Here is a 25,293-nt window from a genome sequence, read left to right as displayed (position 1 = left end):
CCATTCAAAACTCAGCACTCATTCCTACCTTCCACAAATCCTTTTATAATCACAGTATTGACATTTGTCTTGGTCTTTGGTTTTTTCAAAAGGTTTTTCTGGATTAAGTAAATCGCTGACGAATTGTTGTAAGTATTTTTCGGAATCAGCTACAAATTCCGTGGCTGTTTCGCCTGCATTAAAGGCGATTTTTTGTTCTAATAAACCTGCGTCAATATTTCTGAATGAATAAATACCAGCACTTACTTCATTATCAATTTCGGGTAATTTTGTTCCTCTGATACTCAAGCCTCTGGTTGAAAGCATTTGTTTCAATACCATGTATTTATACAACCAAAGCTGTCTGAATTTATCTTTATCAGTATCGCCCAAGAGTTTTTCTTCCAAATCTTCTGGCTTCATGGTCAGTTCTTTGGCTTCTACCTTTCCCGTTTTATAGTCAATTACCCTGATTTTATTCCCCGATACTCTATCCAATCGGTCTATTCTACCTGCAATTTTTACGGGTAATACTTTATCATTTACTTGGGCATTGAAAGTTACTTTTAGCGTTTTTTCTACATCCAATAATTCAATCGGGAAAACCTCATTTTCCAATTGGTAATTGATAAATTTCTTAACAATCGTTTCTCCAATTTGGTAGAGAATAAAGTTCATACCATCGTCTGCCTTCAAGCCTTGATTGGTTTGTAAAAAAGCTTCTTTTAGATAAGTATCAATGTTTTCGAGTACCGTTTGTAAATCTTCTTTTTCTACTTTACTGCCTTTTTCTACAAAGGTTTTGTCGATATTTTCAAAAGTTTTATGAATCCAATTCCCAAAAGTGTCAACGCCGATTTTCTCTTCTACTTCCTCTTCCTGAGCAATTCCTGCAATGCGTGTAAAATAATACTTGAGTGAACAATCCAAAAACTGATTCATCTGAGAAGGGAAAATTCCTTTTTCAGTAATTTCTTGTTCAATAAATGCCAAAATATCGGTTGTTTTTTGAATCAACAAAGGTGTTTCTTCTTTATCCTCAGTTTCTTCCAAACCAATAAATTTCACATTCGGATAAGTAATGTCAAGGTTAGGATTTAGCTTGGATAACTCATGCTCAATCTGTAAAATAAAGCGACTTTTCTCGCCAGCCCCATAAGTATCCGAAGGCAAAACATGGACAAGTACTACTTCTTTAGCTCGCTGCATGAGCCTAAAAAAGTGGTAAGCCATTACGGCATCGGCGTGATTGTGCGTAGGTAAATTAAATTGTGGGTCGCTGAGGGCATCAAAAGGAATTAAAGTATTTTGTCTTTTGCCTTGCGGAAGTGTTTTTTCATTGACCGACAAAATGATTACTTTTTCAAAATCAAGGGTACGGGTTTCCAACATTCCCATGATTTGTAAACTTTCATCCGTTTCAGATTCAAAAGGAATTTTGGTTTGTTTTATCAATTCATACAAGAAAGTTTTGAAACTGCGGATACTAACGGTGTCGCCACGTTCATCCAGAATCACTTCCATTCTTTGTAAAATCAAGTAAAATTGATAGAGATATTCCGTCTCAATAGCATCTTGATTTTCTTTATAAACTTCTCTTAATAAGTCGATTAACTCATAAAAACACTTAACTGCATTTTTGGGTTTATTGTACCAATGTTTAAAAATACTTTCAAAAAGTGGTTCATTTTTAGCAATTTCTAAAAGCTCTTTTGAGCTAAGAAAAACACGATTTCTTTCAGTGATTTCACGGAGGGTTTTGCGGATGGGGTTTTCAACCTCAGTTTTAACCTCACCCCCCAGCCCCTTCTCCTGTTGAGAGGGGGTGTTTTCTTTCGATGGATTGGAAGGTTTATATTCAATATTTGTAGCTCTTTTCTTTTGAAGATGCGGCTCTTCTTTATTAAGAGCCGCATCTTCAAAAGAAGAAAAGCTCCCCCTCTCAACAGGAGAGGGGGTTGGGGGGTGAGGTTTCGGTTCTCCTCCTCTAATTACCCTCAATATCTCATCCAGTACCCCCTGAACATTTTCCAACACCTCTTCATTTTTAAAGCGAAGTACTTTATAGCCAAGTTGATTTAATTCTTGTGTTCGGTAAGTATCGTATTTTGGATTATCATCTTTCTCATGAATTTCCCCATCCAGTTCTATAATTAAGCTATGTTCGATATTAATAAAATCGACGATATAGCCCAAAACAGCATGCTGTCTTCTGAACTTATAGTTTTCAAACTGTCTGTTCCGAAGGAGTTGCCATAATAATTCCTCTGCTTTGGTAGATTCAATGCGGTTTTCTCTTGCAAAAGGTTTTAGGTATTTCCATGTTTGGGCATCGGTGGTGAAAAGTTTAGAAACCTCACCCCCCAGCCCCCTCTCCTTCTGAGAGGGGGTGTTTTCTTCCGATGGATTGGAAGGTTTACCTTCAATATTTGCAGTACTTTTCTTTTGAAGATTCTGCTCTTCATTAAGAGTAGAATCTTCAAAAGCCGTATTGCTCCCCCTCTCAGAAGGAGAGGGGACAGGGGGGTGAGGTTTAAACCTTATCAACTCATACCGCCTCAAAAAAGGATGATTCAGTACCCTTACAATTTGTCGATGTGAGAATTTTGGAATTTTTACCGTTCCGCCATCTTCTGTTTTGAATTCTACTAAATTCTTTTGCAATTCAAAAAGAGCATCAACCAAGGTAAAAAGCATAGAATTTCGCAAAGAAAGCCCCATCGTGACGTTAAAATCTTTGACTGATTCATCTAAAGAATTCATCACAGGTACTAATAAATTCTCATCACCCAAAACAATTGCCGTTTGCGATTTAGGAATTATTGCATCTGTTTTTGAAGTATTTTCCCAATCCTTAAAAATATGTCCTGCTACTTTCGCTTGTACACTGGCATTGGCTACACCAATAATTTGAATCTTCTTTTTACCCTTTAATAATTCATCCGACTGCCATTTCCATTCTTCATTAAAAAGAGGAGTAATACCATTTTTCTCATCGCCATTTTTGTAATAACGAAGCCAGTTTCCTGCTTTTTGGTCTTTATTGTAGAGATAATAAGCGTCTGAATCCCAAAGGGTCTCGGCAAAACCTTTTCTTTTTAATAAAGTACGAATGATTTTTTCTTCGGCATCACTCAAGGCATTAAAACCCACGAAGTAATATTTTGTGTGACGCTCTTTGCTTAAAATATATTTTTCAACATTTTCGGCTAATTCACGATAAGCCATTCCACGGTAATGTAAACCCTTGTCTGCCAAACGCTGACGAAGGTTTTGATAAACCGAAAAAATATTCTCGAAAAGTTTGAAGTAACGGTCGGTGCGGTCGGTTTGTAGTTTTCTATCTCTTTGCGACTCTCCCAATTGCATTTGCCAACGTTCAATGGCTTTGGCTTCCGACATATAAGCAAACAAAGCTTTGGCATCTACTAAATATTGGTCGATTTTATCAAAATCATTCAACAAAGTACTTGCCCAAGTCATGAATCTTTCAAAGACAACGTTCGGGTCAATTTCCTTAAAAACATCGTACAATTCAAACAACAAAGCCACTTGGTCGATTTGGCGAACGCCCGTCATCGTATTCACAAAATCGTCGATAGCCAGTACATCAGGAGCTAAAAAAGGTTTATCAGAAAGCTTCGCCAAAGCATCTTTGAAGTACAAAACCCCACGTCGAGAAGGAATCACGATACAAACCCGACTAAGCTGATTGAGGGAATGTTGTTTAAAAATATATTCAGCGGCTTGGTCGAGGAAAGTTTGCATAGTAGCTTTTAGTTTTAAGCAATGAGCGGTGAGCTATCGGATTTCGGATTTCGGAATTTGGAACTTGGGTTTTAGATTTCAGATTTTATTGAGTCTATTTTCTTATCTCTTGCATCTATTTTTTGTCTTAAAGTCCTAAAATCTAAAAAATCTTTTGTCCTAAAGTCTTAAAGTTCAAAATCCTAAAGTCCTCAATTTAATGCACCCTATCCCCTCTCATCTCCAAATTTTTCATAATATTTGCTTCCATTTCCAGCCATTCATTCCAACGTTGTTTAACGTAAGTTTCAGGCAAGTACTCTTTGGCAAGGTCGATAAAATTGACGTAATGTCCCGCTTCCGAAATCATCAATTCATGATAAAATTCTCTGAGATTTACATCTGAAATTTCTAAAGAAAGTAATCTAAAACGTTCGCAACTACGAGCTTCAATGAGGGCATTCATAAATAATCTTTCACCCAATTGTTCTTCACGAGAACCACCACGACGCATCCCTTCATATAATTGATGTATATATAAATCTTTGCGAGGATTCCCCAAAGCCAAGCCACGTTTATCTAATTCTTTAATCACCATTCTAAAATGAGCCCATTCTTCCGAAACCACAGGCATCAATACTTCTCTGAGTTTTTCTTTTTCAGGAAATTGAATGATTAGTGAAATACAAGACGAAGCCGCTTTCTGCTCGCAATAAGCGTGGTCGATTAAGATTTCTTCAATATTTTTTTCGGCAATATTTACCCAACGTGGGTCAGTTGGGAGTTTTAAACCTAACATCGTTTTTGTAGCGTATTGTTTTTGTTCGTTGGTCATATTTTGAAATTGTGAATTGTGAGTGGTGATTTAGTGATTTTTTTAATTTGTGATTTAGAGAGTCGTGATTATAAAATTGATAATTATTGAATAGTAATTAAAAAAGCAACTCACTAATTCACAATTTACTCATTCACTAATTAGTCAAAAAGCAACCACTGCAAGCCAAAGCCAAATGTTCTGCCCATTCCTGCGAAACCGGGGGCTGCGTAATAGCCATTTCCTAAAATTCCTTGTGCTACATTAGCAAATTTGACAAATAAACGTACTCTATTGATTCGCATATCGGCAAAAACATCAGCTTGTACATAGCCTTTGATAAGCTGAGTATCTTGCAAATGAAACTGCTGAATGGCTGGCATATAGCCATCAGCATAATAATTTGATTTATAATGAAGCTCTAAACCTGTATGAATAAAGAGTTTCTTTTTGTACAATAAATCAAATGCCAAACGTGAATTAGCAAATATCTTCGGAATTCTGATTACATCTGGGCCAGTTGTAGTGGTTAAATACAATTGATTGGTCGTCGAAAATCTTCCTTTTTTCCAATCCAAGCCCATGCCTGCTCTAAAAATACCAATGTCCGAACTGGCTTGTTTTACAAATGCCAAAGTATCGTAATAAATATAACTATTGATTAAAGTAATATCAGCACTGGGACGAAGGACTAAATTCCCAAACTTCGGACTCGCCGAAGCATAAGCCGTATAAGTTTGCATATTATTGCTAATGCCCGAAGTAGTGACGAAAGAACTTGTGTTTTTATCCCATCGAAATCCATCGTTGAACATTACCTGTTGCACCAAAGTTGGCGATGTGGACATGGCTTTTCCGCCAATATTAAGCCACTTTCCTTGAAATTCAACATTGAGTTTAAAATCACTTCCTGTTAGCAAATACTCGACTTCTGCAAAAGCTCTTGTGCTGTCTTTGAAGTACTGATTCAGCCAAACGCCCAAGAAGTTTTCGTTTTTATTGATGCTATAATTATACAATGGATTACTAAAACCAAAGAAACGCTGACGTAAATGCAAACGATAATTAAAACCTCTGTAAAAGCCTTTGATACCAGATTTATGTTCAAAAATGCTGTAACTATTTTCGTTGTAAAGCGAATCCAACTTCATTTTGTTGGTTACTGTGGCATCGGTTGTGTAGCGTGAAGCTTTCCCTAAAGTATCATAAGCAATTGGATAAAAGCCACTTGTCCAGTTTGCTACATAATCTGGGTCTCTGAATTGTACTTTTCGGGTCTGAAAATCAAGTACTTGATATACTTGAAAAGCCTTGTAGCCAACGTATTCGTGATATAGATGAAGATTGTAAAATTTATCTCTTGTAGCAGCATTTGCTAAAATGGAGGCATTGTTACTTTGTTGAAGTATTACATCATAAGTTCTTCCTTGTGGTAATACGCCACCTTCATCATTAGAATTATGATCGGATAAATTGGCATAAGCCAATAATTGATACTTCTTGTTGCGGGTTTGATAATTGGTATGCACCATAAAATCCCAATGACCCATTGCATTTTTGTTTGAACTTGAAGTAGAGCTAACCAACTGCTTATTTCCTACAATTCTTTGTAAATTGATACTAAAATTCCAAAGAGAATCTACGTTTCTACTGAGTTCAAATTGAAGTAAATCTTGTTCGTTTCCGCCTGTTACATACACCAAGTTTGAAAAGGGCGAACGAGTATTATAATAGCGTACTTGGTTGGGTTTGAAAGAATAAAGTGAATACGCATCGTAGCCCAGCATTGTACCGATTTGCTCGGGAGCTTTAAAGAAAATAGGACGAATCGCCGTTCCCATATTTCCTAAATCTTGATAGAGATTACGGTTTCGCTGAACAAAATTAAAATTATGTCCTTCGCCCAAAGTGGTGTCGATGGTATAAAGTTTCTTTCTATTATTGAAAACATCTTCTTCCAAAAAGTACTTTGTGGAAGTTGGCCCATAAATTACCTTGGTAGAATCATCCAGTCCACCTCTTCTACTGCCTTTTTTGGCGGTAGTAGTGGTACTGTTCGTTTTGGGGAAAGTATTGTTTGTCGAATTTCCAGTACCAAAATCGCTGGAAATTTGAGCTAATAAGACTTCTGAAATAAGAAGTCCGAAGAAAGTCAGGATATATCTTTTAAAATTCACGATACAAAATTAATCAAAAAAGGTGAAAGCGGTAAAGTCTATTCGCAAGATTGACTTTACAGAAGAGGTTTCAACATTAAATAATTTTTAAGGATTACTCTCAGTGCTGATATGCTGCAAAATTAAGTCATTGAATTCTTGTTGAGCTTGATTCAAAAAATAGATTTCAATGGGCAAATAAAAGAGCGGTATTTCTTGCAAAGCTTCATGTTTAATGAATTTCTTAAATTTTACCATGTCTTTTTCTGTCATTAAAATACCCTTTTCTTCGCTTTGGATATGTTTAAAAGTATCAACCATTTCAGGAATATCTTTTTCTGTAAAAAGATGATGGTCTTTAAAAGTCAAATGCTTGATTACTCTAAACTGTTTCCGACAATATGCTTCAAAAGGTTTTGGATTCGCAATACCCGAAACTAACAAAAGTGTATTTGAAAAAGCTTTACTTGTGTTTTCAAACAAAGGCTTCGGTGTAGAGTACTGAATTCCTGTAAAGAAAATGGGCGTTGTTGCTTTTAAATAAGGTTTCAATTGATGCTGAATTTGCTCTTGTGCTGTCTTTGATAAATCGTTTGGACATTTGGTCACAATCAAAATATCGGCTCTTTTTGCTCCATGTCGGCGTTCACGGAGGCGACCAGCAGGAAAAGTGAAATCTTCATAAATAGGTCTTGAAAAATCCATCAGTACAATATTCAAAGAAGCTTTTACGGCTCTGTGCTGAAAAGCATCATCCAAAATCACGATGTCTGTAAAAGGTAACTTTTCGTATATTTTAGTCAGTGCCTCAGCACGTTTTTCGCCAACAGTTACTTGTACTTCATTTTGAAACTTTTGGTGAAATTGCATAGGTTCGTCGCCAATACTTTCGGCAGTTGCCGATTGGTCAGCAATGATAAAGCCTTTGGTTTTGCGTCCATAACCACGGCTGAGACTTACTAAATGAAATTTGGGATATAATAAACGAATTAAATACTCTACGTGTGGGCTTTTTCCTGTTCCGCCAACGGTTAAATTTCCGACATTAATAATTACTTTATCGAAAACCGTCACCTGAAAGATATTTTTATCATACAAAAAGTTTCGTACATCAGTAATTAATCCGTAAAGTAGCGAAAATGGCAAAAGAATAAAGCGTAAAATACTATGAATACCTGACATATATTACCGAATATTTTTCAAAAAAAGGCTACAAAACCAATCGAAAGCAGCATTTTTTTGAAAGCTAAAAATGAAGAAAATTAGAATGTGTAATAAAAATTAAAATTTTACTTGGTAAAATTCATAAAGAGTTCTGACTTTTTACTAATTTCAAATCCCTTTTAAGAAACTTTAACGAGGCATAATTCTTGCTTAAAAGCTTTTCACTGTTACTAATACGCACGCTGTCAAGCGATTGTCGATAAATACTTGCTCAGAATTTAGCATTTTGGCAAACAACAATAGTAAAAATTTCTTATAAAATTATTGGGCTTACCAGAAAATGAGTCTTAAAGCTGTCTTTGCAAAATATACACTTGATTTTAAATTCGAGGCTGGAACGTCTCGGGGTGTGCTTACGCACAAAGATAGCTACTTCGTTAAGATTTTTGATTCTGAAAATCCTTCGGTTTTTGGTTTGGGCGAATGTGCTCCGCTAAAAGGACTAAGTATCGACGACCGCCCCGACTTTGAACTCCAACTACTTGGTATTTGCGAAAACTTCAATACACTCGAATTAGAAGTATATCCTTGGAATCTTAATATCATTCTTGAACAAGTATTAGATAAATCTTTTCCTTCGGTAGTTTTTGGTTTTGAAACCGCCATGCTCGATTTAATGAATGGCGGAAAACGCAAAGTATTCAACAATGCTTTTGCCAGAGCAGAACGCCAACTTGATATTAATGGACTGGTTTGGATGGGCGACAAAGATTTTATGCTCAGACAAATCGACCAGAAACTGGAAGCAGGTTATCATACAATCAAGATGAAAGTGGGTGCGATAGACTTTGAGAAAGAGTGTGATTTGCTGGCTTATATTCGCAAGAGTTACTCTGCAGAACAAATTACGCTGAGAGTTGATGCCAACGGTGCTTTTTCGCAAGCAGAAGTGGTAGAAAAACTAAAAAGACTTTCGGAATATCAATTACATTCTATCGAACAGCCCATTCGCCAAGGTAACGAGAGTTTTATGGCAGAACTTTGCCAAATTACGCCAGTACCCATTGCTTTAGATGAAGAATTGATTGGCGTTCGGGAATATACCGACAAGTACAGGCTTTTGAAAAAAATCATGCCGCAATACATTATTCTGAAACCAACATTGGTAGGCGGATTTCAGCAATGTAGAGAATGGATTGAAAATGCGAATCGCCTGAAAATTGGTTGGTGGATGACCTCCGCTTTAGAATCGAATGTGGGGCTTAATGCCATTACACAATTCACGGCAGAATTTAACAATCCACTTCCACAAGGACTTGGAACGGGGCAATTGTATCACAACAACATTGCTTCACCTTTAGAAATTAACGAAGGAAAAATTAGACATAACCCTCAAAATGCTTGGGATTTAGCACCTTTGCAGTTTTTGATTTAATTTATTCTGTAAGAAATTTTTAAAGATAAATTTGAGATTCAAGTCAGGACTTTGCAATTTTGTATCATTCTTAATTACAAAATTTAATTCAATGAATATTCAAGAACTTGATAAAGAGCTTCTTTCTTTGTTTGAAAAAAGAATTGCGTTAAGCCAAATGGGCTACGACCACCGTGATTATGACGATGTAGAAGAAGCACTTCACGATTTAGAAGACGATTTTAATGATAAATACGGTGATTATTTAGAAAATATTCTTCAAGTAATTCACAAAGAGTATTGCCCAGAATCTGATGTGTTGTTACCAACAGCTTATTTGGCACGCTCTTTCAAAGAAACCAGCGACGGCGGAATAGAAGTAGGTGCGGATGCTGGCGTAGAAGTAGAATTAGAAGAAAACCCAATTGCCAATGCAAGATTATTACTTTTACCAAGCCCTACTCGTGTAGTTTTAGTAGTGGGTAAAAAGAAAAAAATTGTATGGTCGGCAGATGCTGAGTAAGCCATACTTGTTGAGTCTGATAGCACTTAATTGAATGAGATTTTACAATTCATTTATTTGATTAAAAGAATATCCATGAGGTCTCTGCGAAAGGTTTTGCGGAGACCTTTCTGGTTTTAATATCATTATCGGCTTGGTTGATAAAATGAATTTCTTGAATTCAATAAATAATTAAATTGCGATATAAATACACAAGATTGAATGGAAAGTAAGTTTAGTGCCAATCTCAGAATTCTGAGAAAAAGAAATAAGTTGACTTTAGAAGCTTTAGGGAAAATCCTAAATGTGAGCAAGAGTGCTTTGTCTGATTATGAAAATGGTCATACTTTCCCTTCTTTGGATGTTTGTGAGGCGATTTGCCTTCATTTCGGTATCAACCTTGATAATTTACAAAACCTCGACTTTTCTGTTATTTCGGTAGAAGAATTAAAACAAAGTCAGGAAGAAAAAAAACTTGCTACAAACGATAATGATTTGAGTACTCCTATCAAGCAATTGGAGTTTCATAATAAATTACTTCATCAACAAGTAGAAGGTTTGGAAGTGCAACTACAATTATTGAAACAATTATTGGAAAGCAAAAGCTCTGAAATAAAATCTTTACAGATTCAGATTTTGTTGCTGGAAGAAAAACTAAGTACTAAAAAATAAAAAAGGTTTAGAGAAATCCTCTAAACCCAATTAATTCCTTTTCGTAATAGCCCTAAAGTTTTCGCTTCTTCTGAGTCTTTCTCGGCTTTATAATCATAAACCCACTGAGCCATCGGTGGCATCGACATCAGGATTGACTCCGTTCTACCGTTAGTTTCCAAGCCAAATTTTGTACCTCTGTCATGTACCAAATTAAATTCTACATAACGTCCACGACGAAGCATTTGGAATGTTTTCTCAGTCTCGGTAAAAGGCAAATCTTTATTCTTATTCATAAAATGAGTATAAATGGGGGCAAAAGCCTCTCCTACTGATTTTACAAAAGCGAATAAATCTTCTTTATTTCTGTTTTCATGGGGTTTTTGATAATCAAAAAATATTCCCCCAATACCACGAGTTTCATTACGATGTGTATTGAAGAAGTAATCATCAGCCCAAGTTTTGAATTTTGGATAATACGTTTCGTCGTGTTCATCACAAACTTTTTTGAGGTATTGATGAAACCAAACAGCATCTTCCTCTACTACATAATGCGGCGTAAGGTCTATACCTCCACCAAACCAATAAGTACCGTTCGACATCTGGAAGTAACGAACATTCATGTGAATAATGGGTACTTTAGGGCTATTAGGGTGAATAACGATAGAAACACCCGTAGCAAAAAAATCTACTTTTTCGGTAAGTCCCATCGAAGCCAGCATTTTTTCGTGAAGGTCGCCCCAAACAGCCGAAAACATTACACCGCCTTTTTCAATTACATTTCCACCTTGAATCACACGGCTTCTGCCACCGCCACCGCCTTCACGTTGCCAGTTATCTTCATGAAAAGTTGCCTTTCCATCTGCACTTTCTAAAGCTTTGCAAATATCATCTTGCAAACCTTGAAAGTAAGTAGAAATGTTTTCTTTAGTCATAATCATTTTTGGTAATTATTAAAACGTCAATCTCGTATGAGATTGACGTAAGTATTATCATTAATTGATACCAGAAGAATCTGGTTTGCTCTCAAAAGAAGGACGAACCGGTGCCAATGAATCCGAACCTACATAAGAACTATCATTACTTGTTGAATCTGTTGAAGGTACATACGCAGCAGTACAGTTAAACGGTTTGCTAATCCGTTTAGGGTCGAGCTTTTCAAACGGTACAGGATGGTAAGCCTCCAGCGTAGGGTCTTTGACAATTTTAGACATATATCGCCCAAACAGTGGCAAGGCAGTTTTCGAGCCTTCCCCATAAGCCCCACTTCGGAAGTGAATCGAACGGTCGTCGCCACCTACCCAAGTACCCGTTACTAAATTACTGGTTAGCCCCATATACCAGCCATCTGAATGGTTTGAAGTAGTACCAGTTTTTCCTGCAAAACGAGATTTGTAACGGTCTTTTCCATCAAATAAATCCTTGAACGACCATAAATTCTGTGATGTTCCTCCTTGTTCTTCTAAACCACCTTCAAGCATATATCGCATCAATAAAGCAGATTCTTTTCTAATTGCTTGATGACGTTCGGGTTCAAAAGTATGAATTGTTTTACCGTTTCTGTCACGAATTTCTACTACCAACATTGGCTGTGTGTACATTCCTTCATTCAAGAAACAGCCATAAGCTCCTACCATTTCAAATAAAGTAACGTCTTTTGAACCTAAACCAATTGAAGGCACAGCCGACAAAGGACTTTTGATTCCCATTTTTTTAGCATAATACACCACAGAGTCTGCACCAACATCAGCAGTAAGTTTGGCGGCACAAGAGTTAATCGAGCGAGCCATTGCACGTCGCAACGACATTCTTGCATACGAATATCGCCCATCGGCATTGTGCGGTCGCCAGATTTTTTTCTCACCTTTTTCTTCTACTTCTATCTCAAATGGTTCGTCGGTAATTTGTGTACAAGGCGACATATCTTTTGGTCCATCAATAGCCGTAGTATAAACAAAAGGCTTGAAAGTAGAACCCGGCTGACGACGCCCTTGATTAACATGGTCGTATTTGAAGTACTGGAAATCTAAACCACCTACCCAAGCTTTGATATGGCCTGTAAAAGGGTCCATACTCATCATACCCGCTTGCAAGAACTTTTTGTAATAAGCGATAGAGTCATAGGCACTCATGGTCATTTGTTCTTCACCAGAGCCATTTCTTGAATACACCCACATTTTACGTTTTACATTTTTCATGTAATACCAAATGGAGTCTTGGTTATTTTTATATTTAGCTGCTAATGCTTTATAATAGCTTGTTCTTTTGGCTACGGTATCAATGAATCCGGGAATTTCATTTCCTTTTTCGTCTGTCCAAGGATTTTTACCCGACCAGTGATTATCAAAAGTTTGTTGTAAAGAACGCATTCCTTCTTGTACAGAAGCTTCGGCATAAACCTGCATTCTTGAATCAATCGTTGTAATAATTTTCAAACCATCTCTGTACAAATCCAAATCTACATCGCTGGTATCAGCCCACTCACGAAGTGCCTTTGCCAAGGCTGTTTTGAAATAATTACTTGAACCATCATAAGGCGACTCTTCATTCACTTTTAGGGCAATCGGTAATTTTGATAATGAATCAAATTCAACCTTTCCTAAATATCCATACTTTACCATTTGCGAAAGTACCGTATTTCTTCTTTTTAAAGATTTCTCGTAATTTCTTCTTGGGTTATAAGTACTTGTAGCTTTTTGCATCCCTACCAACACAGCAGCTTCTTGCACATTCAGACTGTCTGGCGAAGTATTGAAATATGTTTTGGCGGCTACTTTAATACCAAAAGAATTACTTCCAAAATCCACTGTATTTAAGTACCAAAGAATGATTTCTTCTTTTGTATAATAACGCTCCAGTTTGATAGCCGTTAGCCACTCTTTTGTTTTGATGACAAATTTTCCTAAAACAGGTACATAACCAAAAAGACCTTTTTTAGAAATGCCTTGTTTTTTACGGGTTTTAAATAAATTTTTGGCTAATTGTTGCGTAATAGTACTTCCTCCACCACGTTCGCTTGCTCCTCTTAAAATACCAGCAACTACACCAAAAGTAGCTTTGAAATCAATACCAGAATGTTGATAAAAACGAGCATCCTCAGTAGCCACTAAAGCTTTAACTAAGTAAGGAGAAAGGTCTTTATAGTTTTTTACAGGGGTACGGTTTTCTTGGAAAAATTTTCCCATTAAAACACCATCTTCTGAATAGATTTCAGAAGATTGCGACAGCTTAGGATTTTGAAGTTCACCTACCGAAGGCATTTCGCCCGTCAGCCACAAAAAGTTAGTTTGAATACAGAATAAATAAAATACTCCTGCAAAAACTGTCCATGCAAAAGATTTCCAAAGAGTTTTAATAGGACGATAGTAGGCAGATTCTTTATCGAAGCTTTGGTCGATACTTTGTTTGACATTTGAAAGATAAGCCTTTAGGTTATCAAGACTTTTGTAAAAATTAGCTACTTTCTCTTCTCCTAATATCAATACCAACAATTTGTCGAGTAGAAGCCAAAGTTGGTGCATCGTCTTCACAAGAACAGAACGTAAGGTAATACTAAGATTTTGAATAAGTTGTTTTATCATATCCGTCATATACTTTTTTATCAAACTAAAATAGGTGACAATTTACGACAAAAGTTTTAGAATAAAGAGTATAAAAGGATAGAAAATTGCTCAGAATCCTCATTGAAGAGTAATTCTCTCTTGTTGGAAATAATCCTTCTACAAATCTTAACAATCATTTAACCCAAACAGATAATAAAATCATGTTTAGGAATGAATTTTCTAAAATACTAATCAGAAAATAAGAGGGAATTTTTCACAAATAGCCATTTAAACGAGCCAAAGAAGTATTTTCACAAAAACAAAGCCTATTTTTTTTGAAAATTATCTTACTGAAAATCAAGCATTGACAAAAAACTTTTAGAGATTTTTGATTTTTTTTTGCGAGAAAGTTGCAGAACAAGAATGAAAGTACTAATTTTGCATCATCAAAAACGAAGAGAGTTGGCAGAGTGGTCGATTGCGGCAGTCTTGAAAACTGTTGACTGTAACAGGTCCGGGGGTTCGAATCCCTCACTCTCTACAAAAACTAAAAGTCTTATCCTTAACAAATAAGACTTTTTTTGTTTATGTCCCTTCCTACAAACTAAGATTTATCCCCAAATTAATCCCGTTGTTTCTTAAATAAGTATTTACTTCTTGGTTTTTCACCCATGAATTAAAGGAATTTTGTGTAGTGCCTTCTACATGAAAACCCAAAGTTGGAGAGAACTGCCAACGTAAACCTACGCCTACCCTTACGCCAAATATAAAATCAGAGGCATTTTCAAGATGCTTACTTTCATAAGTGATTCTTCCCTTTAGTGCCACTTGAGATGAAGATGACAGTAATGAAAGTGCATCTGTACCAGCATACTGATACGTGATTTGTCGCTGAAAACTAAAATCTGCAATACTGTATATTTTTAAGTTTAAGTACTTGCTCTTTTTACTTTGTAAACTGACAACATCATGCTGGGTGCTAATAGCAAGATTTATCGTAGTCATTCGATGATTATCCAAAGCAATCATTTGTCGGGTACTATCTAATTGGTTTGGTTTTTTTGTTGGTAAACCTTCAAATTTTTCCACTGGAATATTTACCGTACCCAATGCCATCACAGTACTATAATAAGGTGTTGCATTTTTGATATTATAGGTAGCTGTCTGAATTCCTAAAGCACTACTCCATGCAGGTAAACTGACATAAGGTTCGCCAAGATTATAGCGGTTGTAGCCCAGACTAATTCCCATTCTTGATTTTTCAGAAATCTTCCATGCAATACTTGCCCTTAAACCTGTACTTGAGCTTTTATCAGGGTAAATAGCCGTTTTCGGAGAGTAATTGTCAGATTTATAAGTAACATCATTCGTCATCAAACCATAGTCAAAACTAATAATTGGATGCTTTAAACTAAATTTTGAGCCTTTCTTTTCAGATTCTTCTTCAAAAATTTCATCATTTAGCGTATCAATTGGTCGAACTTTATTAGTTAGTTTTTCTTTAAAAATAGCTGATAAATCTCTCAATATTAAATCTTTATGCTTTATTTCCTTGAGTTTTACATTACTACTTTTAGGTTCTTGTTCAAGTATTGCTGATGACGAATAAGCTTCATTACTGAGCTTTTCATCATTTATTGGTTTTATACCTTTTGGCTCAGTTGGTTTTGCTTTTGAAAAAGTCGGTACTTCAATACTTATCGGTTTTTGAGTTTCATTTAATGGATTTTGTTGGCTGATATTTTCTTTCTTTAATATTGACTGTGGCTTGTTTGAAATACTTGTGCTTGACACAATTTCAGCCTTCTGAGCAATATGATTTGCTTCTACAAAAGTCGATTTATTGATTCCCAAAAATATTAAAGCGGAAATCAGCAAAAATCCTGCGGTAAAAAAGAGGTACTTTATCATAGGTTTTATTTTTTTATTTTCTTTTTGAATTGTCTCAGCAGCAATATTTTCCCAAAGATTTGCGGGTGGAATAAAATCTTGATTTTCAAGCGACTTTTTAAAAAAGCTATCTAAAGTATGTTCTTCGTTATTTTCCATTGTCTTTATTTCGTTACTCCTGATAATTTTTTCTGTAAAATTCTTCTGGCATCTGCCAAATTCGACTTTGAAGTACCTTCGCCAATGCCTAATTGCTCGGCAATTTCTTTGTGTTTCAATCCTTCAAAAACATATAAATTGAACACTAATCTATAAGAAGGCGGTAGTTCTTGAATCATCAGTAAAATTTCTTGCTTACTCAGGTAGCCTACAATATCGTCTTCGCTTTCTATTTCGTAAACCTCGTCGTTGTCTTCAATCGTCTCAATTTTCCACTTTGCTTTACTTCTGAAATACTCTAAAGCGGTATTGACTACGATTTTTTTGACCCATCCTTCAAAAGAACCTTCGTGTCTAAAATTTTTGAGTTGATGATAAACTTTGATAAAACTTTCTTGTAAAATGTCCTTTGCTTGTTCTTTGTCAGCGGCATATCGCAAACAAACACCAAACATTTTTGGAGACATCGCTTGGTAAATCTTCTCGAAAACAAGAGGATTCCCTTTTTGAAATTGTTCAATATATGATGAAAGTTTATCAGGCATAATTTCAGTGTGCTGCATTGAGAACGGTTCACCGTAGCGATTCGGAGTTTTGGAATCAAAAAAATGTTTAAGTTTTTTTTGTAAAAATCCCCATTCTCGTAATAAAGCAAATATTTTGTTTTCTAAAGATAAGATGGAAATTTAAAGGAAATGGTGGGTTAGCTTAAAGAGAATTTTTCTGGACTTTAGGATTTGAGGACTTTAGGACTTGAAGACTTTAGAGCTTTGAGAATTAAGATTCTTGAGATATCTAAACATTTACTTAATCCCTGTGTTTTCTTTAATACAATTCATAAAGTCCAAAATCATAAAATCTTAAAGTCCCAAGGTCTTAAAGTCATCAAATCCCAAAATCAAAAATCCTAAAGTCTTAAAGTCCAAAATCCTAAAGTCCCCAAAAAATGAACCCCATAAAACCCACTCGCTCGTTTTCGAATGAATTAATGGACAGACTTCGACAAACTGGTGATGAAGTCGCCGATAATATCATTCTACAAGTATTTCAGCAAACTGAGATGGCTGGTCTTCGTGATTTTTTTAAGTGGCTCAATACCAACGAAACGGAGTACTCTTTGAGTTTTGTCAACGATTTTGTGAATCAAAAACCCGTATTACCTGCCCTTGCCAATTGGAAAAAGATGCAAAAAGGCATGGATTTTTTCAAAGAAAATCAGGAAAGAATCGGTATTATGTTGGCTTGTTTGGCTTTGCCTTATTGCTACGCTGGTGCTGACGGAGCAAAAGTATTAGCAAAATCACAAAGGATTCAGAATGATACTTTAAAACGTTTGGAGGAAACAGGCGAATTTATTTTTACGGTAATGCAAGAAAAAAACTGGCATAACGGCAAGGCTTTTCGTAAAATACTAAAAGTAAGACTAATGCACGCCGCCATTCGTTTTTTCTCAGAATTTCACGGTACTTGGAATACGGCTTGGGGAAAACCCGTAAACCAAGAAGATATGGCAGGCACAAACGGTGCGTTTTCGTACATTGTGATTCGTGGACTTAGAAAAACAGGAAAAACACCCAGCGAAAGTGAAGAAGAAGCCTACTTGCATCTTTGGAATATCATTAGCCACATTATGGGCGTTGAAGAAGTATTGATTCCACAGAATCTTAGAGAAGCTTTTACTTTGGATAAAGTAATTGCCAATCGTCAGTTTCGTCCTTCAGAAGAAGGGAAATTACTGACAAAATCACTCTTGCAAACGCTCGAAAGTTTTGTTCCAAATCCATTATTAAAATCATTTCCTGCCGCTCAAATGCGTTATTTGTTGGGCGACGAAATCGCAGATTTATTGGGAATTCCTTTTCAGAGTATCGAAAGTAAAATTATTCCTTTTATTCCTACACAAATATTATTCAAAGCACAGCCTTCTTGATTTTTACAGAAAGCTAAATGGAATAATATCTTGGTCTTATCGTGTCAATTCCCGTCAATGTAGTAATTTTGCAAATCTTTGAGAACAAATGGCTGATTGGTAAATACAAATCAGCATTTTTTGTCATTTTCAAAAACAGATAATTCCAAAATTATCTGAACCGCAACAGCAATAATTTACATAACAATAATGCTAAACGTATCGAATGTTTCACTCCGTTTTGGTAAACGGGTACTTTTTGAAGAAGTAAATATCAAATTTGTAGAAGGAAACTGCTATGGTCTCATCGGAGCAAACGGAGCAGGAAAATCTACTTTTTTAAAGATTTTATCAGGAGAAATCGAATCTCAGACTGGTTCAGTAAGCATGAATCCGGGCGAACGTATGTCGATTTTGAAACAGAACCACTTCGAGTACGAAGATGTGCCTGTTTTGCAAGCCGTGATTATGGGAAATAAGCGTCTTTATGATATTATGGTTGAAAAAGACGCCATTTACTTAAAAGAAGATTTCACAGAAGAAGATGGAAACCGTGCAGCCGACCTTGAAGCAGAATTTGCTGAAATGAATGGTTGGGAAGCTGAATCAGAGGCGGGGCAACTCCTTAGCGGTTTGGGCATTAAAGAAGATTTACATTATACTTTATTGAAAGACGTTTCGGGTTCTGAGAAAGTAAAGGTACTCTTGGCACAAGCGTTGTTTGGTTCGCCAGATATTTTGTTATTAGATGAGCCTACCAACAACTTAGACATCGAGTCTATTTTGTGGTTAGAAAACTTCTTGACAAACTTCAAAAATACAGTAATTGTAGTTTCTCACGACCGTCACTTCTTAGACAATATCTGTACCCACATTGCCGATTTAGATTTTGGTAAAATCCAATTGTATGGTGGTAACTATACTTTCTGGTACGAATCATCACAATTAGCAGCTCGCCAACGTGCTGACCAAAACAAGAAAACTGACGAAAAACGTAAAGAATTAGAAGAATTTATCCGTCGTTTCTCTGCCAACGTAGCCAAATCAAAACAAGCTACTTCTCGTCAGAAAATGTTGGATAAATTACAAGTGGAAGACATCAAGCCATCGTCAAGACGTTATCCATTTATCAACTTTAAGCCAGAACGTGAAGCAGGCGACCAATTACTTTCGGTAGAAGGCTTAACAGTAAAAAATCCAGAAGGTGGTTATTTATTCAAAGATGTGTCGTTTACTTTAACTAAAGGCGACAAATTAGCGGTACTTTCTCGTGATTCTTTGGCGATTACAGCTTTGTTCGACATACTTATGGGCGAAAGAACAGCCGATGCTGGTACTTTTAAATGGGGAGTAACCACTACGCAGTCTTATTTACCAAACGACAACGCCAAGTATTTTGAAAATAGTTCATTGAATTTGGTTGACTGGTTACGTCAGTATTCGGCTGAAAAAGATGAATCTTTCATTCGTGGTTTCTTGGGTAGAATGTTGTTTTCAGGCGATGAAGCTTTGAAAAAATGTACGGTTATTTCTGGGGGTGAAAAACAACGCTGTATGTTCTCAAGAATGATGCTTTCGGGAGCAAACGTAGCCATTTTTGACGAACCAACTAACCACTTAGACTTGGAGTCGATTACTGCTTTGAACAATGGAATGGTTGATTTTACAGGAACAATCCTATTTACTTGCCATGACCACCAACTTACGCAAACAGTAGCAAACAGAATCCTTGAAATTGGACCAAAAGGCTATTTAGACAAGTTGATGACGTTTGATGACTATATTTCGGATGCTAAAGTAAAAGAGCAGAAAGAGAAAATATATTAATTGATTTCGGATGTCGGTCTTCGGATTTCAGCAGCTACAAATCAGGAAATTTGGGGTTTGAATCCCTACGAGACCACAACATTTTTTTTGGTAATATGTAAAATACCTCACTTACTTGGGTTAGTGAGGTATTTTTACTTAATTTTTTATCCCTTCTGAATCAGTAAAAAAAAAGTCTATTTTTAAACTATTAAAAATCAGAAACTTACAAAAAAGTTTGAATTTTTCTACTTTTTTGTTTTGGATTAGAAAAATAACCTACTACCTTTGCAGTCCCAAACAACGGGAAACAAATTAAATAATACGGTTTCGTAGCTCAATTGGATAGAGCATCTGACTACGGATCAGAAGGTTTGGGGTTCGAATCCCTACGAGACCACAACAAAAAAGCCTTTTCGCATATTGCGTAAAGGCTTTTTTGTTTTCTGCTTTTTCGGTATATTGAACTTAAAATATATTCATAGCCCTGAAAGGGCAAAATACATCAACAATGGGTAACGCCCATTGAAATAAATCACATAACCCTGAAAGGGCGAAATACATCAACAATGGGTAACGCCCATTGAAAATAAATCACATAGCCCTGAAAGGGCAAAATACATCAACAATGGGTAACGCCCATTGAAATAAATGACATAGCCCCGAGAGGGCAAAATCTATCAACAATGGTTAACGCCCATTGAAATAAATCACATAGCCCCAAAAAGGCAAAATCTATCAACAATGGGTAACGCCCATTGAAATAAATCACATAGCCCCCAAAGGGCAAAATCTATCAACAATGGGTAACGCCCATTGAAAACGCATAACGTGAACCATCATCCATACACCGCAACCACAAAACACAGGGTGTTACCCTGTGCTAAGGGATTTCGCCCTTTCAGGGCTTGGGAGAGTATAGCAGTAGCACAAGGCGTTGCCATGTGTTGATAGATTATGCCCTTTCAGGGCTTGGAGGATTGAGATGCAGCGTATATTTTTGATTTGTAGTTTTAACCTTAAACGAATTATTATATATGGGACAATCACTTGTAAAAAACTATATACACATTGTATTTAGTACCAAATATCGTCAGCCACTTATACACCCGCCCTACGAAAATGAACTTCATCATTATTTAGGGGGTATCTGCAAAAAATTAGATTGTCAGCCCATCATTGTTGGAGGATATACTGACCATATTCATATACTTTGTATGCTATCCAAAAAAATAGCCTTAATGAAATTGGTAGAAGAGCTTAAATCTCACGCTTCAAAATGGATGAAAACCAAAGATGAATCGTTAAAAAATTTCTATTGGCAAAATGGCTATGGAGCGTTTTCGGTGAATCCAAGTCAAATAGACGTAGTTGTACAATATATCAAAAACCAACATGAACATCACCGCAAAAAGACCTTTCAAGACGAATACAGAGCATTTCTAAAAAAGTATAAAGTTGAATTTGATGAACGATATGTTTGGGAATAGCTGGTTATGGGTTAAAGAAAAAGCATTTAGTTTAGCCCTGCAAGGGCGTAAATATACCAACAATGGGTAATGCCCATCGAAAGAAGCCAACAAAAGCCCTGAAAGGGTGACATCCATCAACAATGGGCATCGCCCATTGAAAAACATGAACTATCATATTCATACAAACGTCTTCCATATCTCATAACCACACGCCACATCCACAGGGCTGTGGGATGCTAGATAGGCATCGCAGTGTGGCGGTAGCACAAGGCTCCGCCATGTGTTGATAGATTACGCCCTTTCAGGGCGGCGTTCCACTTGCTGATGGATGTCGCCCTGAAAGGGCGTAATCCATCAGCAAAGGCTAAAAGCATTTTTCATCACAGCAACAGCTTATTTCATAACATTTTTATATTTGCCTCTGAACGGTAATGTAGTTTTGATGAAAAAAACGATATGAACGCACACGAAAAATTCAGACCCTACGAATTTATTTTTATCCTCTTAGCCATCATCATCTATGTTGTTAGGCGACTTATTGGCATTGCCAATGATTTTGATTACGATATTGGTCAACGAGCTGAAATTGTTATTCCTCATGAAGTAATTTGGGCAGATTTAGCCAGTTACGACCAAATCATCAACAACATTTTTCCCACCATTGCCGCCGCAGTACTTTTTACTGCGGCTTGGGCAATTTTTCATTTCTTTGTTTTTCCAGCCATCAAGCAAAAAAGCTTTGATACAACTACTATCGTTCTTTGGGTTTCGGTGATAGTATTAGCACTTCTGGGTAGTTTCGTTTATGGATATTTTAAGCTTTATTGGCGATTCCGCTACGATGAACAATGGAATGAAATAGGTTTCATGGTCTATTCTTTATACAGAAAACTGCATGTACTTACCAACACCATTGCGGTATTAATACTCATCGCTTTTTATGAAGTAGTGGCTCAACTATGCTATTATTCTGCCGAATTGTATGAAAAACAGCAAGAAGCCAAACATAAAATCCTAAGCAATTTTATATGGATTGTATCGGTATTTGGCATTACTTTTTTCTCCCTTTTTGGCAAAGTAGCCAATCTTATTGTGGGTTTAAATGGCTTGATGGTGGGCATTTTTCAATTACTGTTGATTACGGCACTACATTTTTTTTTCTTTAAAATCGTTATCCCATATTTTGCAAAAATCAATTATTCTGTTCAAAAAGAGCTTGTTGTGCCTTTTTTGGGGCTTTTTACATATACTTTATTAAGCGTCATTTTGTATTTACTTTGGCATAAAATTGCCAGTCGAGGCTTTTTCTTTGGCTTTTTTATTTTACCTCATTTACTGGGTTTTGCAACAGCACTTGTTCGTTGGTTGTTTTTTGAAGAAAAGAAACAATTACTGAGCAAAGTATTCCAAAAATCAGCCGAACTGGATACTTTACGTTCGCAGATTAATCCTCATTTTTTGTTTAATGCCCTGAATACTTTGTATGCAGTGGCATTGAAAGAAGAAGCAGAAAAAACCTCTAATGGCATTCAGAAATTGGGCGATATGATGCGATTTATGCTACACGAAAACCATCAAGAGCGTATTCCTTTGAGCAAGGAAATAGCATATTTAGAAAATTTTATCGAAATTCAACAAATGCGTTTGGACGAATCGCATGAGATTGAGATTCGTGTAAATATCCAACAGCTCGACCATGAAATTTATATTGCACCGATGTTGTTGAATCCTTTTGTAGAAAATGCTTTTAAGCATGGCATTAGTTTTAGAAAACCCTCTTGGATTTATATTACGCTTACTTTTGATGCTCAAAAATTGTATTTTAAAGTACACAATTCGCTACATCCTAAAAATGAAAATGACACAGAAAAGCAATCGGGCATTGGCTTAGAGAATGTTCAAAAACGCTTGGAACTCATTTATCCACAAAGACATACCTTAGAAATTCAACAATCTGAACAAGATTATTTTGTATCATTGACCCTTTCTTTGGGGATTGGTCAGTAGATTAGTGATTAAAAGAAGAAAGACAAAAGATGAAAGACAAAAGATGAAAGATACAAGATGAAAGAGGGAAGAAAATTGGAAGAAGAGCGAAAGCACGTTTAGCAACTTCAAAAAATTCACCATTCATCACTCACAACTCACCACGTAAAATGATTGCCATAGCCATCGACGACGAGCCAAAGGCTTTAGAAGTCATACAATTTCATGCGACTAAAATTCCTTTTTTGACCTTAAAAGCCTCTTTTACGGATGCTTTTGAAGCCATTCCTTATTTGCAAAACAACAAAGTCGATTTAATCTTTTTGGACATCAAAATGCCCGATATTTCGGGTATCGACTTCGTGCATTGCTTACAGAAAGTACCCATGATTATCTTTACTACCGCCTATTCCGAATACGCCGTACAGGGTTTTGAATTGGATGCGATTGATTACTTATTGAAACCTTTTTCTTTGGCAAGATTTACCAAAGCCTGCAACAAAGCACTGGCAGCCAAAGAAAGCAAAGAAGGAAATGAACGAGATTTTATTTTTATCAAAACAGGTTATGAAGAAGAAAAAGTGTTTTTTGACGACATACTTTATATCGAAGCCGAAGGCAATTACCTCACTTTTTTCTTGAAAAATAAAAAGCTTCTAAGCCGACAAACGATGATAGAAGCCCTTCAAATTTTACCCGAAAAGTATTTTGTCAGAGTACATCGTTCGTACATTATTGCTTATCAAAAAGTAAGCAAAATCACTCGACAATCTGTTTTTATTCAAGCCACAGAAATTCCCATAGGAGCGTCCTACGAAGAAAGCCTGTCTTTGATTAAAGACAAATTGAAAACATAGTAAGTACCTCGACTTTCCAAGTCGAGTAAAAGAAATCTCAAATTTTCAGTTTAATCTTTAGCTTGCCAAGTAAAGCCGTTATACCGATAACGATAAAAGCGTAAGCTAAAGATTTGATTAATCCTACAAGTCCAGTAGTCAAAAAATCAGGCAAGGAAATTCCTGATAAATTCGCAATACTATAATACCAATACGGCACTAAGTAACAAGTAAGCGTACTTGTACCAGCGGTTTTGATACTACTAAACCAAGCGGATTTCCCTTTGACATCAACCAGAAAATAAATGATTGCAAAAAAGATAAGAGCGATACCGCTACAAAGTAAAACCCACGTTGGTGTAGATTGGATTTTAGAAATAATAAAGAAATGTCTGGCTACAAAACCTAACATAATCAGTACCGAACCCATCAAAATATAGCCTCCAACAAGCAAATACTGATTAGAAAGCGTTGAGTATTTTTCTAAAGTGATACTTACCAACATTCCTGCAAAGGCAAAAGCAAACAAAGCACCATTCGCTAAAATCCATTCAGAAGGGCCATTTTCCCAAATTTTTGTTAGGAAACCTGCGTGTCCAGCTATTGCTAAAAGGTTAAAAAGGAAAAAGCACAAGACCAATAAATAAGTTTTTCGATAAGCAAATAAGTAAATGAGGGCTGCGGTAAGGTAAGTCCATCCGATTAGCCCTAAAATTCCCCACCATTGGGTTGTCATTCCTACCAACTTATCATTTGGCCCAGCTTTAAAAATATAGGCTAAACCCAATAAAATCAGTACACCAACAGCTTGCAAGCCTGAAAATAGTTTACTTTTAAAAGCCTCTGCTTTTGGATACACATTCCAGATAAGAAAAAAGCCCATTACCATCAGTATTTGAAATACTTCGCTACTCATACCTGTTGCCTGAGCATTGATTTCTGGTACATTTACCGTAAAAATGCCCATAATTAACAAAGCAAGCGAACGAGTAACAATATGCTTGACCAACTGCAAAGGCGTATCTCCTTTTGCTATACGGTTTTTGATAGCAAAAGGAATAGCCATACCCACAATAAATAGAAAGCAAGGGAAAACAGTATCTGCCAAACCCAAAAAATCTTGATTCGCTTCGGCGTGTTCCAACCACAGAGGGATATTTTTCAAAGTCCAGAGGTCATTTACAAAAATCATCAAAAGCATTGTTAATGCTCTGAAAACATCCATTGATACAATACGCTTAATCTCTGTCATACCGAATAGCTACA

General features: G+C 36.2%; 17 protein-coding genes and 2 tRNA genes. 10 read left to right on the top strand and 9 right to left on the bottom strand.

Annotated elements, in window-relative coordinates:
* Window positions 1-24 precede the first annotated feature (24 nt).
* From VB248_RS15905 to lpxK, 4 genes are all read right to left on the bottom strand, one after another.
* Window positions 25-3,747, bottom strand: coding sequence for a DUF559 domain-containing protein (locus tag VB248_RS15905; protein WP_323297787.1), 3,723 nt, complete (start codon window positions 3,745-3,747; stop codon window positions 25-27).
* A 196-nt stretch (window positions 3,748-3,943) separates the two neighbouring features.
* Complete coding sequence (miaE, locus tag VB248_RS15900) at window positions 3,944-4,561, bottom strand: tRNA-(ms[2]io[6]A)-hydroxylase (RefSeq protein ID WP_323297786.1); 618 nt, start codon at window positions 4,559-4,561, stop codon at window positions 3,944-3,946.
* Between the two features lie 140 nt (window positions 4,562-4,701).
* Window positions 4,702-6,717, bottom strand: coding sequence for a putative porin (locus VB248_RS15895; protein ID WP_323297785.1), 2,016 nt, complete (start codon window positions 6,715-6,717; stop codon window positions 4,702-4,704).
* An 87-nt stretch (window positions 6,718-6,804) separates the two neighbouring features.
* Entirely contained in the window at window positions 6,805-7,878 is a 1,074-nt protein-coding gene (gene lpxK, locus VB248_RS15890; RefSeq protein WP_323297784.1) for a tetraacyldisaccharide 4'-kinase, read from the bottom strand.
* A gap of 322 nt (window positions 7,879-8,200) precedes the next feature.
* On the opposite strand from lpxK, the gene VB248_RS15885 reads away from it, so the two are divergent.
* The 3 genes from VB248_RS15885 (at window position 8,201) to VB248_RS15875 (ending at window position 10,448) form a co-directional block, all read left to right on the top strand.
* Complete coding sequence (locus VB248_RS15885; protein ID WP_323297783.1) at window positions 8,201-9,295, top strand: o-succinylbenzoate synthase; 1,095 nt, start codon at window positions 8,201-8,203, stop codon at window positions 9,293-9,295.
* Window positions 9,296-9,386: 91 nt separating this feature from the next.
* A complete protein-coding gene (locus tag VB248_RS15880) occupies window positions 9,387-9,797 on the top strand; it encodes a hypothetical protein (protein WP_323297782.1) in 411 nt (136 codons plus the stop codon).
* A gap of 201 nt (window positions 9,798-9,998) precedes the next feature.
* The gene (locus VB248_RS15875) at window positions 9,999-10,448 is read left to right on the top strand and encodes a helix-turn-helix transcriptional regulator (protein ID WP_323297781.1); all 450 of its coding nucleotides are present in this window, start codon (window positions 9,999-10,001) and stop codon (window positions 10,446-10,448) included.
* A gap of 20 nt (window positions 10,449-10,468) precedes the next feature.
* Here the strand turns inward: VB248_RS15875 and hemF are convergent, their stop codons facing one another.
* On the bottom strand, window positions 10,469-11,362 hold the full coding sequence (hemF, locus tag VB248_RS15870) for an oxygen-dependent coproporphyrinogen oxidase (protein WP_323297780.1): 894 nt from the start codon (window positions 11,360-11,362) through the stop codon (window positions 10,469-10,471).
* A 60-nt stretch (window positions 11,363-11,422) separates the two neighbouring features.
* Window positions 11,423-14,008 (bottom strand): penicillin-binding protein 1A, encoded by a 2,586-nt coding sequence (locus tag VB248_RS15865; protein ID WP_323297779.1) that lies wholly within the window; start codon window positions 14,006-14,008, stop codon window positions 11,423-11,425.
* 417 nt (window positions 14,009-14,425) lie between these two features.
* Between VB248_RS15865 and VB248_RS15860 the strand changes: the two genes are divergently transcribed.
* Window positions 14,426-14,510, top strand: a tRNA-Ser gene (locus tag VB248_RS15860).
* Between the two features lie 56 nt (window positions 14,511-14,566).
* Here the strand turns inward: VB248_RS15860 and VB248_RS15855 are convergent.
* Together VB248_RS15855 and VB248_RS15850 are read right to left on the bottom strand one after the other, a co-directional pair.
* Window positions 14,567-16,018, bottom strand: coding sequence for a hypothetical protein (locus VB248_RS15855; RefSeq protein WP_323297778.1), 1,452 nt, complete (start codon window positions 16,016-16,018; stop codon window positions 14,567-14,569).
* Between the two features lie 5 nt (window positions 16,019-16,023).
* Window positions 16,024-16,581, bottom strand: coding sequence for an RNA polymerase sigma factor (locus tag VB248_RS15850; protein WP_323297777.1), 558 nt, complete (start codon window positions 16,579-16,581; stop codon window positions 16,024-16,026).
* A gap of 383 nt (window positions 16,582-16,964) precedes the next feature.
* On the opposite strand from VB248_RS15850, the gene VB248_RS15845 reads away from it, so the two are divergent.
* The 6 genes from VB248_RS15845 to VB248_RS15820 all read left to right on the top strand — a co-directional run bounded on the left by VB248_RS15845 (window position 16,965) and on the right by VB248_RS15820 (window position 24,048).
* Window positions 16,965-17,948, top strand: a complete 984-nt coding sequence (locus VB248_RS15845) for an oxygenase MpaB family protein (RefSeq protein ID WP_323297776.1) — start codon at window positions 16,965-16,967, stop codon at window positions 17,946-17,948.
* Between the two features lie 189 nt (window positions 17,949-18,137).
* The gene (locus VB248_RS15840) at window positions 18,138-19,754 is read left to right on the top strand and encodes an ABC-F family ATP-binding cassette domain-containing protein (RefSeq protein ID WP_323297775.1); all 1,617 of its coding nucleotides are present in this window, start codon (window positions 18,138-18,140) and stop codon (window positions 19,752-19,754) included.
* A 305-nt stretch (window positions 19,755-20,059) separates the two neighbouring features.
* Window positions 20,060-20,133, top strand: a tRNA-Arg gene (locus VB248_RS15835).
* Window positions 20,134-20,770: 637 nt separating this feature from the next.
* Complete coding sequence (gene tnpA / locus VB248_RS15830) at window positions 20,771-21,223, top strand: IS200/IS605 family transposase (protein WP_323297774.1); 453 nt, start codon at window positions 20,771-20,773, stop codon at window positions 21,221-21,223.
* Between the two features lie 438 nt (window positions 21,224-21,661).
* A complete protein-coding gene (locus VB248_RS15825; protein WP_323297773.1) occupies window positions 21,662-23,212 on the top strand; it encodes a sensor histidine kinase in 1,551 nt (516 codons plus the stop codon).
* A 149-nt stretch (window positions 23,213-23,361) separates the two neighbouring features.
* Window positions 23,362-24,048 carry a LytR/AlgR family response regulator transcription factor gene (locus VB248_RS15820; protein WP_323297772.1) on the top strand — a complete coding sequence of 229 codons (687 nt, stop codon included), beginning with the start codon at window positions 23,362-23,364 and terminating at the stop codon, window positions 24,046-24,048.
* A 37-nt stretch (window positions 24,049-24,085) separates the two neighbouring features.
* On the opposite strand, the gene VB248_RS15815 is transcribed toward VB248_RS15820, so the two are convergent.
* Entirely contained in the window at window positions 24,086-25,279 is a 1,194-nt protein-coding gene (locus tag VB248_RS15815; RefSeq protein WP_323297771.1) for a DUF5009 domain-containing protein, read from the bottom strand.
* Window positions 25,280-25,293 lie beyond the last annotated feature (14 nt).

Source organism: Arcicella rigui (genome assembly GCF_034929435.1).
Classification (GTDB): domain Bacteria; phylum Bacteroidota; class Bacteroidia; order Cytophagales; family Spirosomataceae; genus Arcicella; species Arcicella rigui.
This window is presented reverse-complemented; position numbering and strand designations above follow the sequence as displayed.

What these genes read in the sequence shown, in the direction of transcription:
- VB248_RS15905 (WP_323297787.1), bottom strand. Translation starts at nt 3,747, where the DNA reads ATGCAAACTTTCCTCGACCAAGCCGCTGAATATATTTTTAAACAACAT.
- miaE (WP_323297786.1), bottom strand. Translation starts at nt 4,561, where the DNA reads ATGACCAACGAACAAAAACAATACGCTACAAAAACGATGTTAGGTTTA.
- lpxK (WP_323297784.1), bottom strand. Translation starts at nt 7,878, where the DNA reads ATGTCAGGTATTCATAGTATTTTACGCTTTATTCTTTTGCCATTTTCG.
- VB248_RS15885 (WP_323297783.1), top strand. Translation starts at nt 8,201, where the DNA reads ATGAGTCTTAAAGCTGTCTTTGCAAAATATACACTTGATTTTAAATTC.
- VB248_RS15880 (WP_323297782.1), top strand. Translation starts at nt 9,387, where the DNA reads ATGAATATTCAAGAACTTGATAAAGAGCTTCTTTCTTTGTTTGAAAAA.
- VB248_RS15875 (WP_323297781.1), top strand. Translation starts at nt 9,999, where the DNA reads ATGGAAAGTAAGTTTAGTGCCAATCTCAGAATTCTGAGAAAAAGAAAT.
- hemF (WP_323297780.1), bottom strand. Translation starts at nt 11,362, where the DNA reads ATGACTAAAGAAAACATTTCTACTTACTTTCAAGGTTTGCAAGATGAT.
- VB248_RS15865 (WP_323297779.1), bottom strand. Translation starts at nt 14,008, where the DNA reads ATGATAAAACAACTTATTCAAAATCTTAGTATTACCTTACGTTCTGTT.
- VB248_RS15855 (WP_323297778.1), bottom strand. Translation starts at nt 16,018, where the DNA reads ATGGAAAATAACGAAGAACATACTTTAGATAGCTTTTTTAAAAAGTCG.
- VB248_RS15850 (WP_323297777.1), bottom strand. Translation starts at nt 16,581, where the DNA reads ATGCAGCACACTGAAATTATGCCTGATAAACTTTCATCATATATTGAA.
- VB248_RS15845 (WP_323297776.1), top strand. Translation starts at nt 16,965, where the DNA reads ATGAACCCCATAAAACCCACTCGCTCGTTTTCGAATGAATTAATGGAC.
- VB248_RS15840 (WP_323297775.1), top strand. Translation starts at nt 18,138, where the DNA reads ATGCTAAACGTATCGAATGTTTCACTCCGTTTTGGTAAACGGGTACTT.
- tnpA (WP_323297774.1), top strand. Translation starts at nt 20,771, where the DNA reads ATGGGACAATCACTTGTAAAAAACTATATACACATTGTATTTAGTACC.
- VB248_RS15825 (WP_323297773.1), top strand. Translation starts at nt 21,662, where the DNA reads ATGAACGCACACGAAAAATTCAGACCCTACGAATTTATTTTTATCCTC.
- VB248_RS15820 (WP_323297772.1), top strand. Translation starts at nt 23,362, where the DNA reads ATGATTGCCATAGCCATCGACGACGAGCCAAAGGCTTTAGAAGTCATA.
- VB248_RS15815 (WP_323297771.1), bottom strand. Translation starts at nt 25,279, where the DNA reads ATGACAGAGATTAAGCGTATTGTATCAATGGATGTTTTCAGAGCATTA.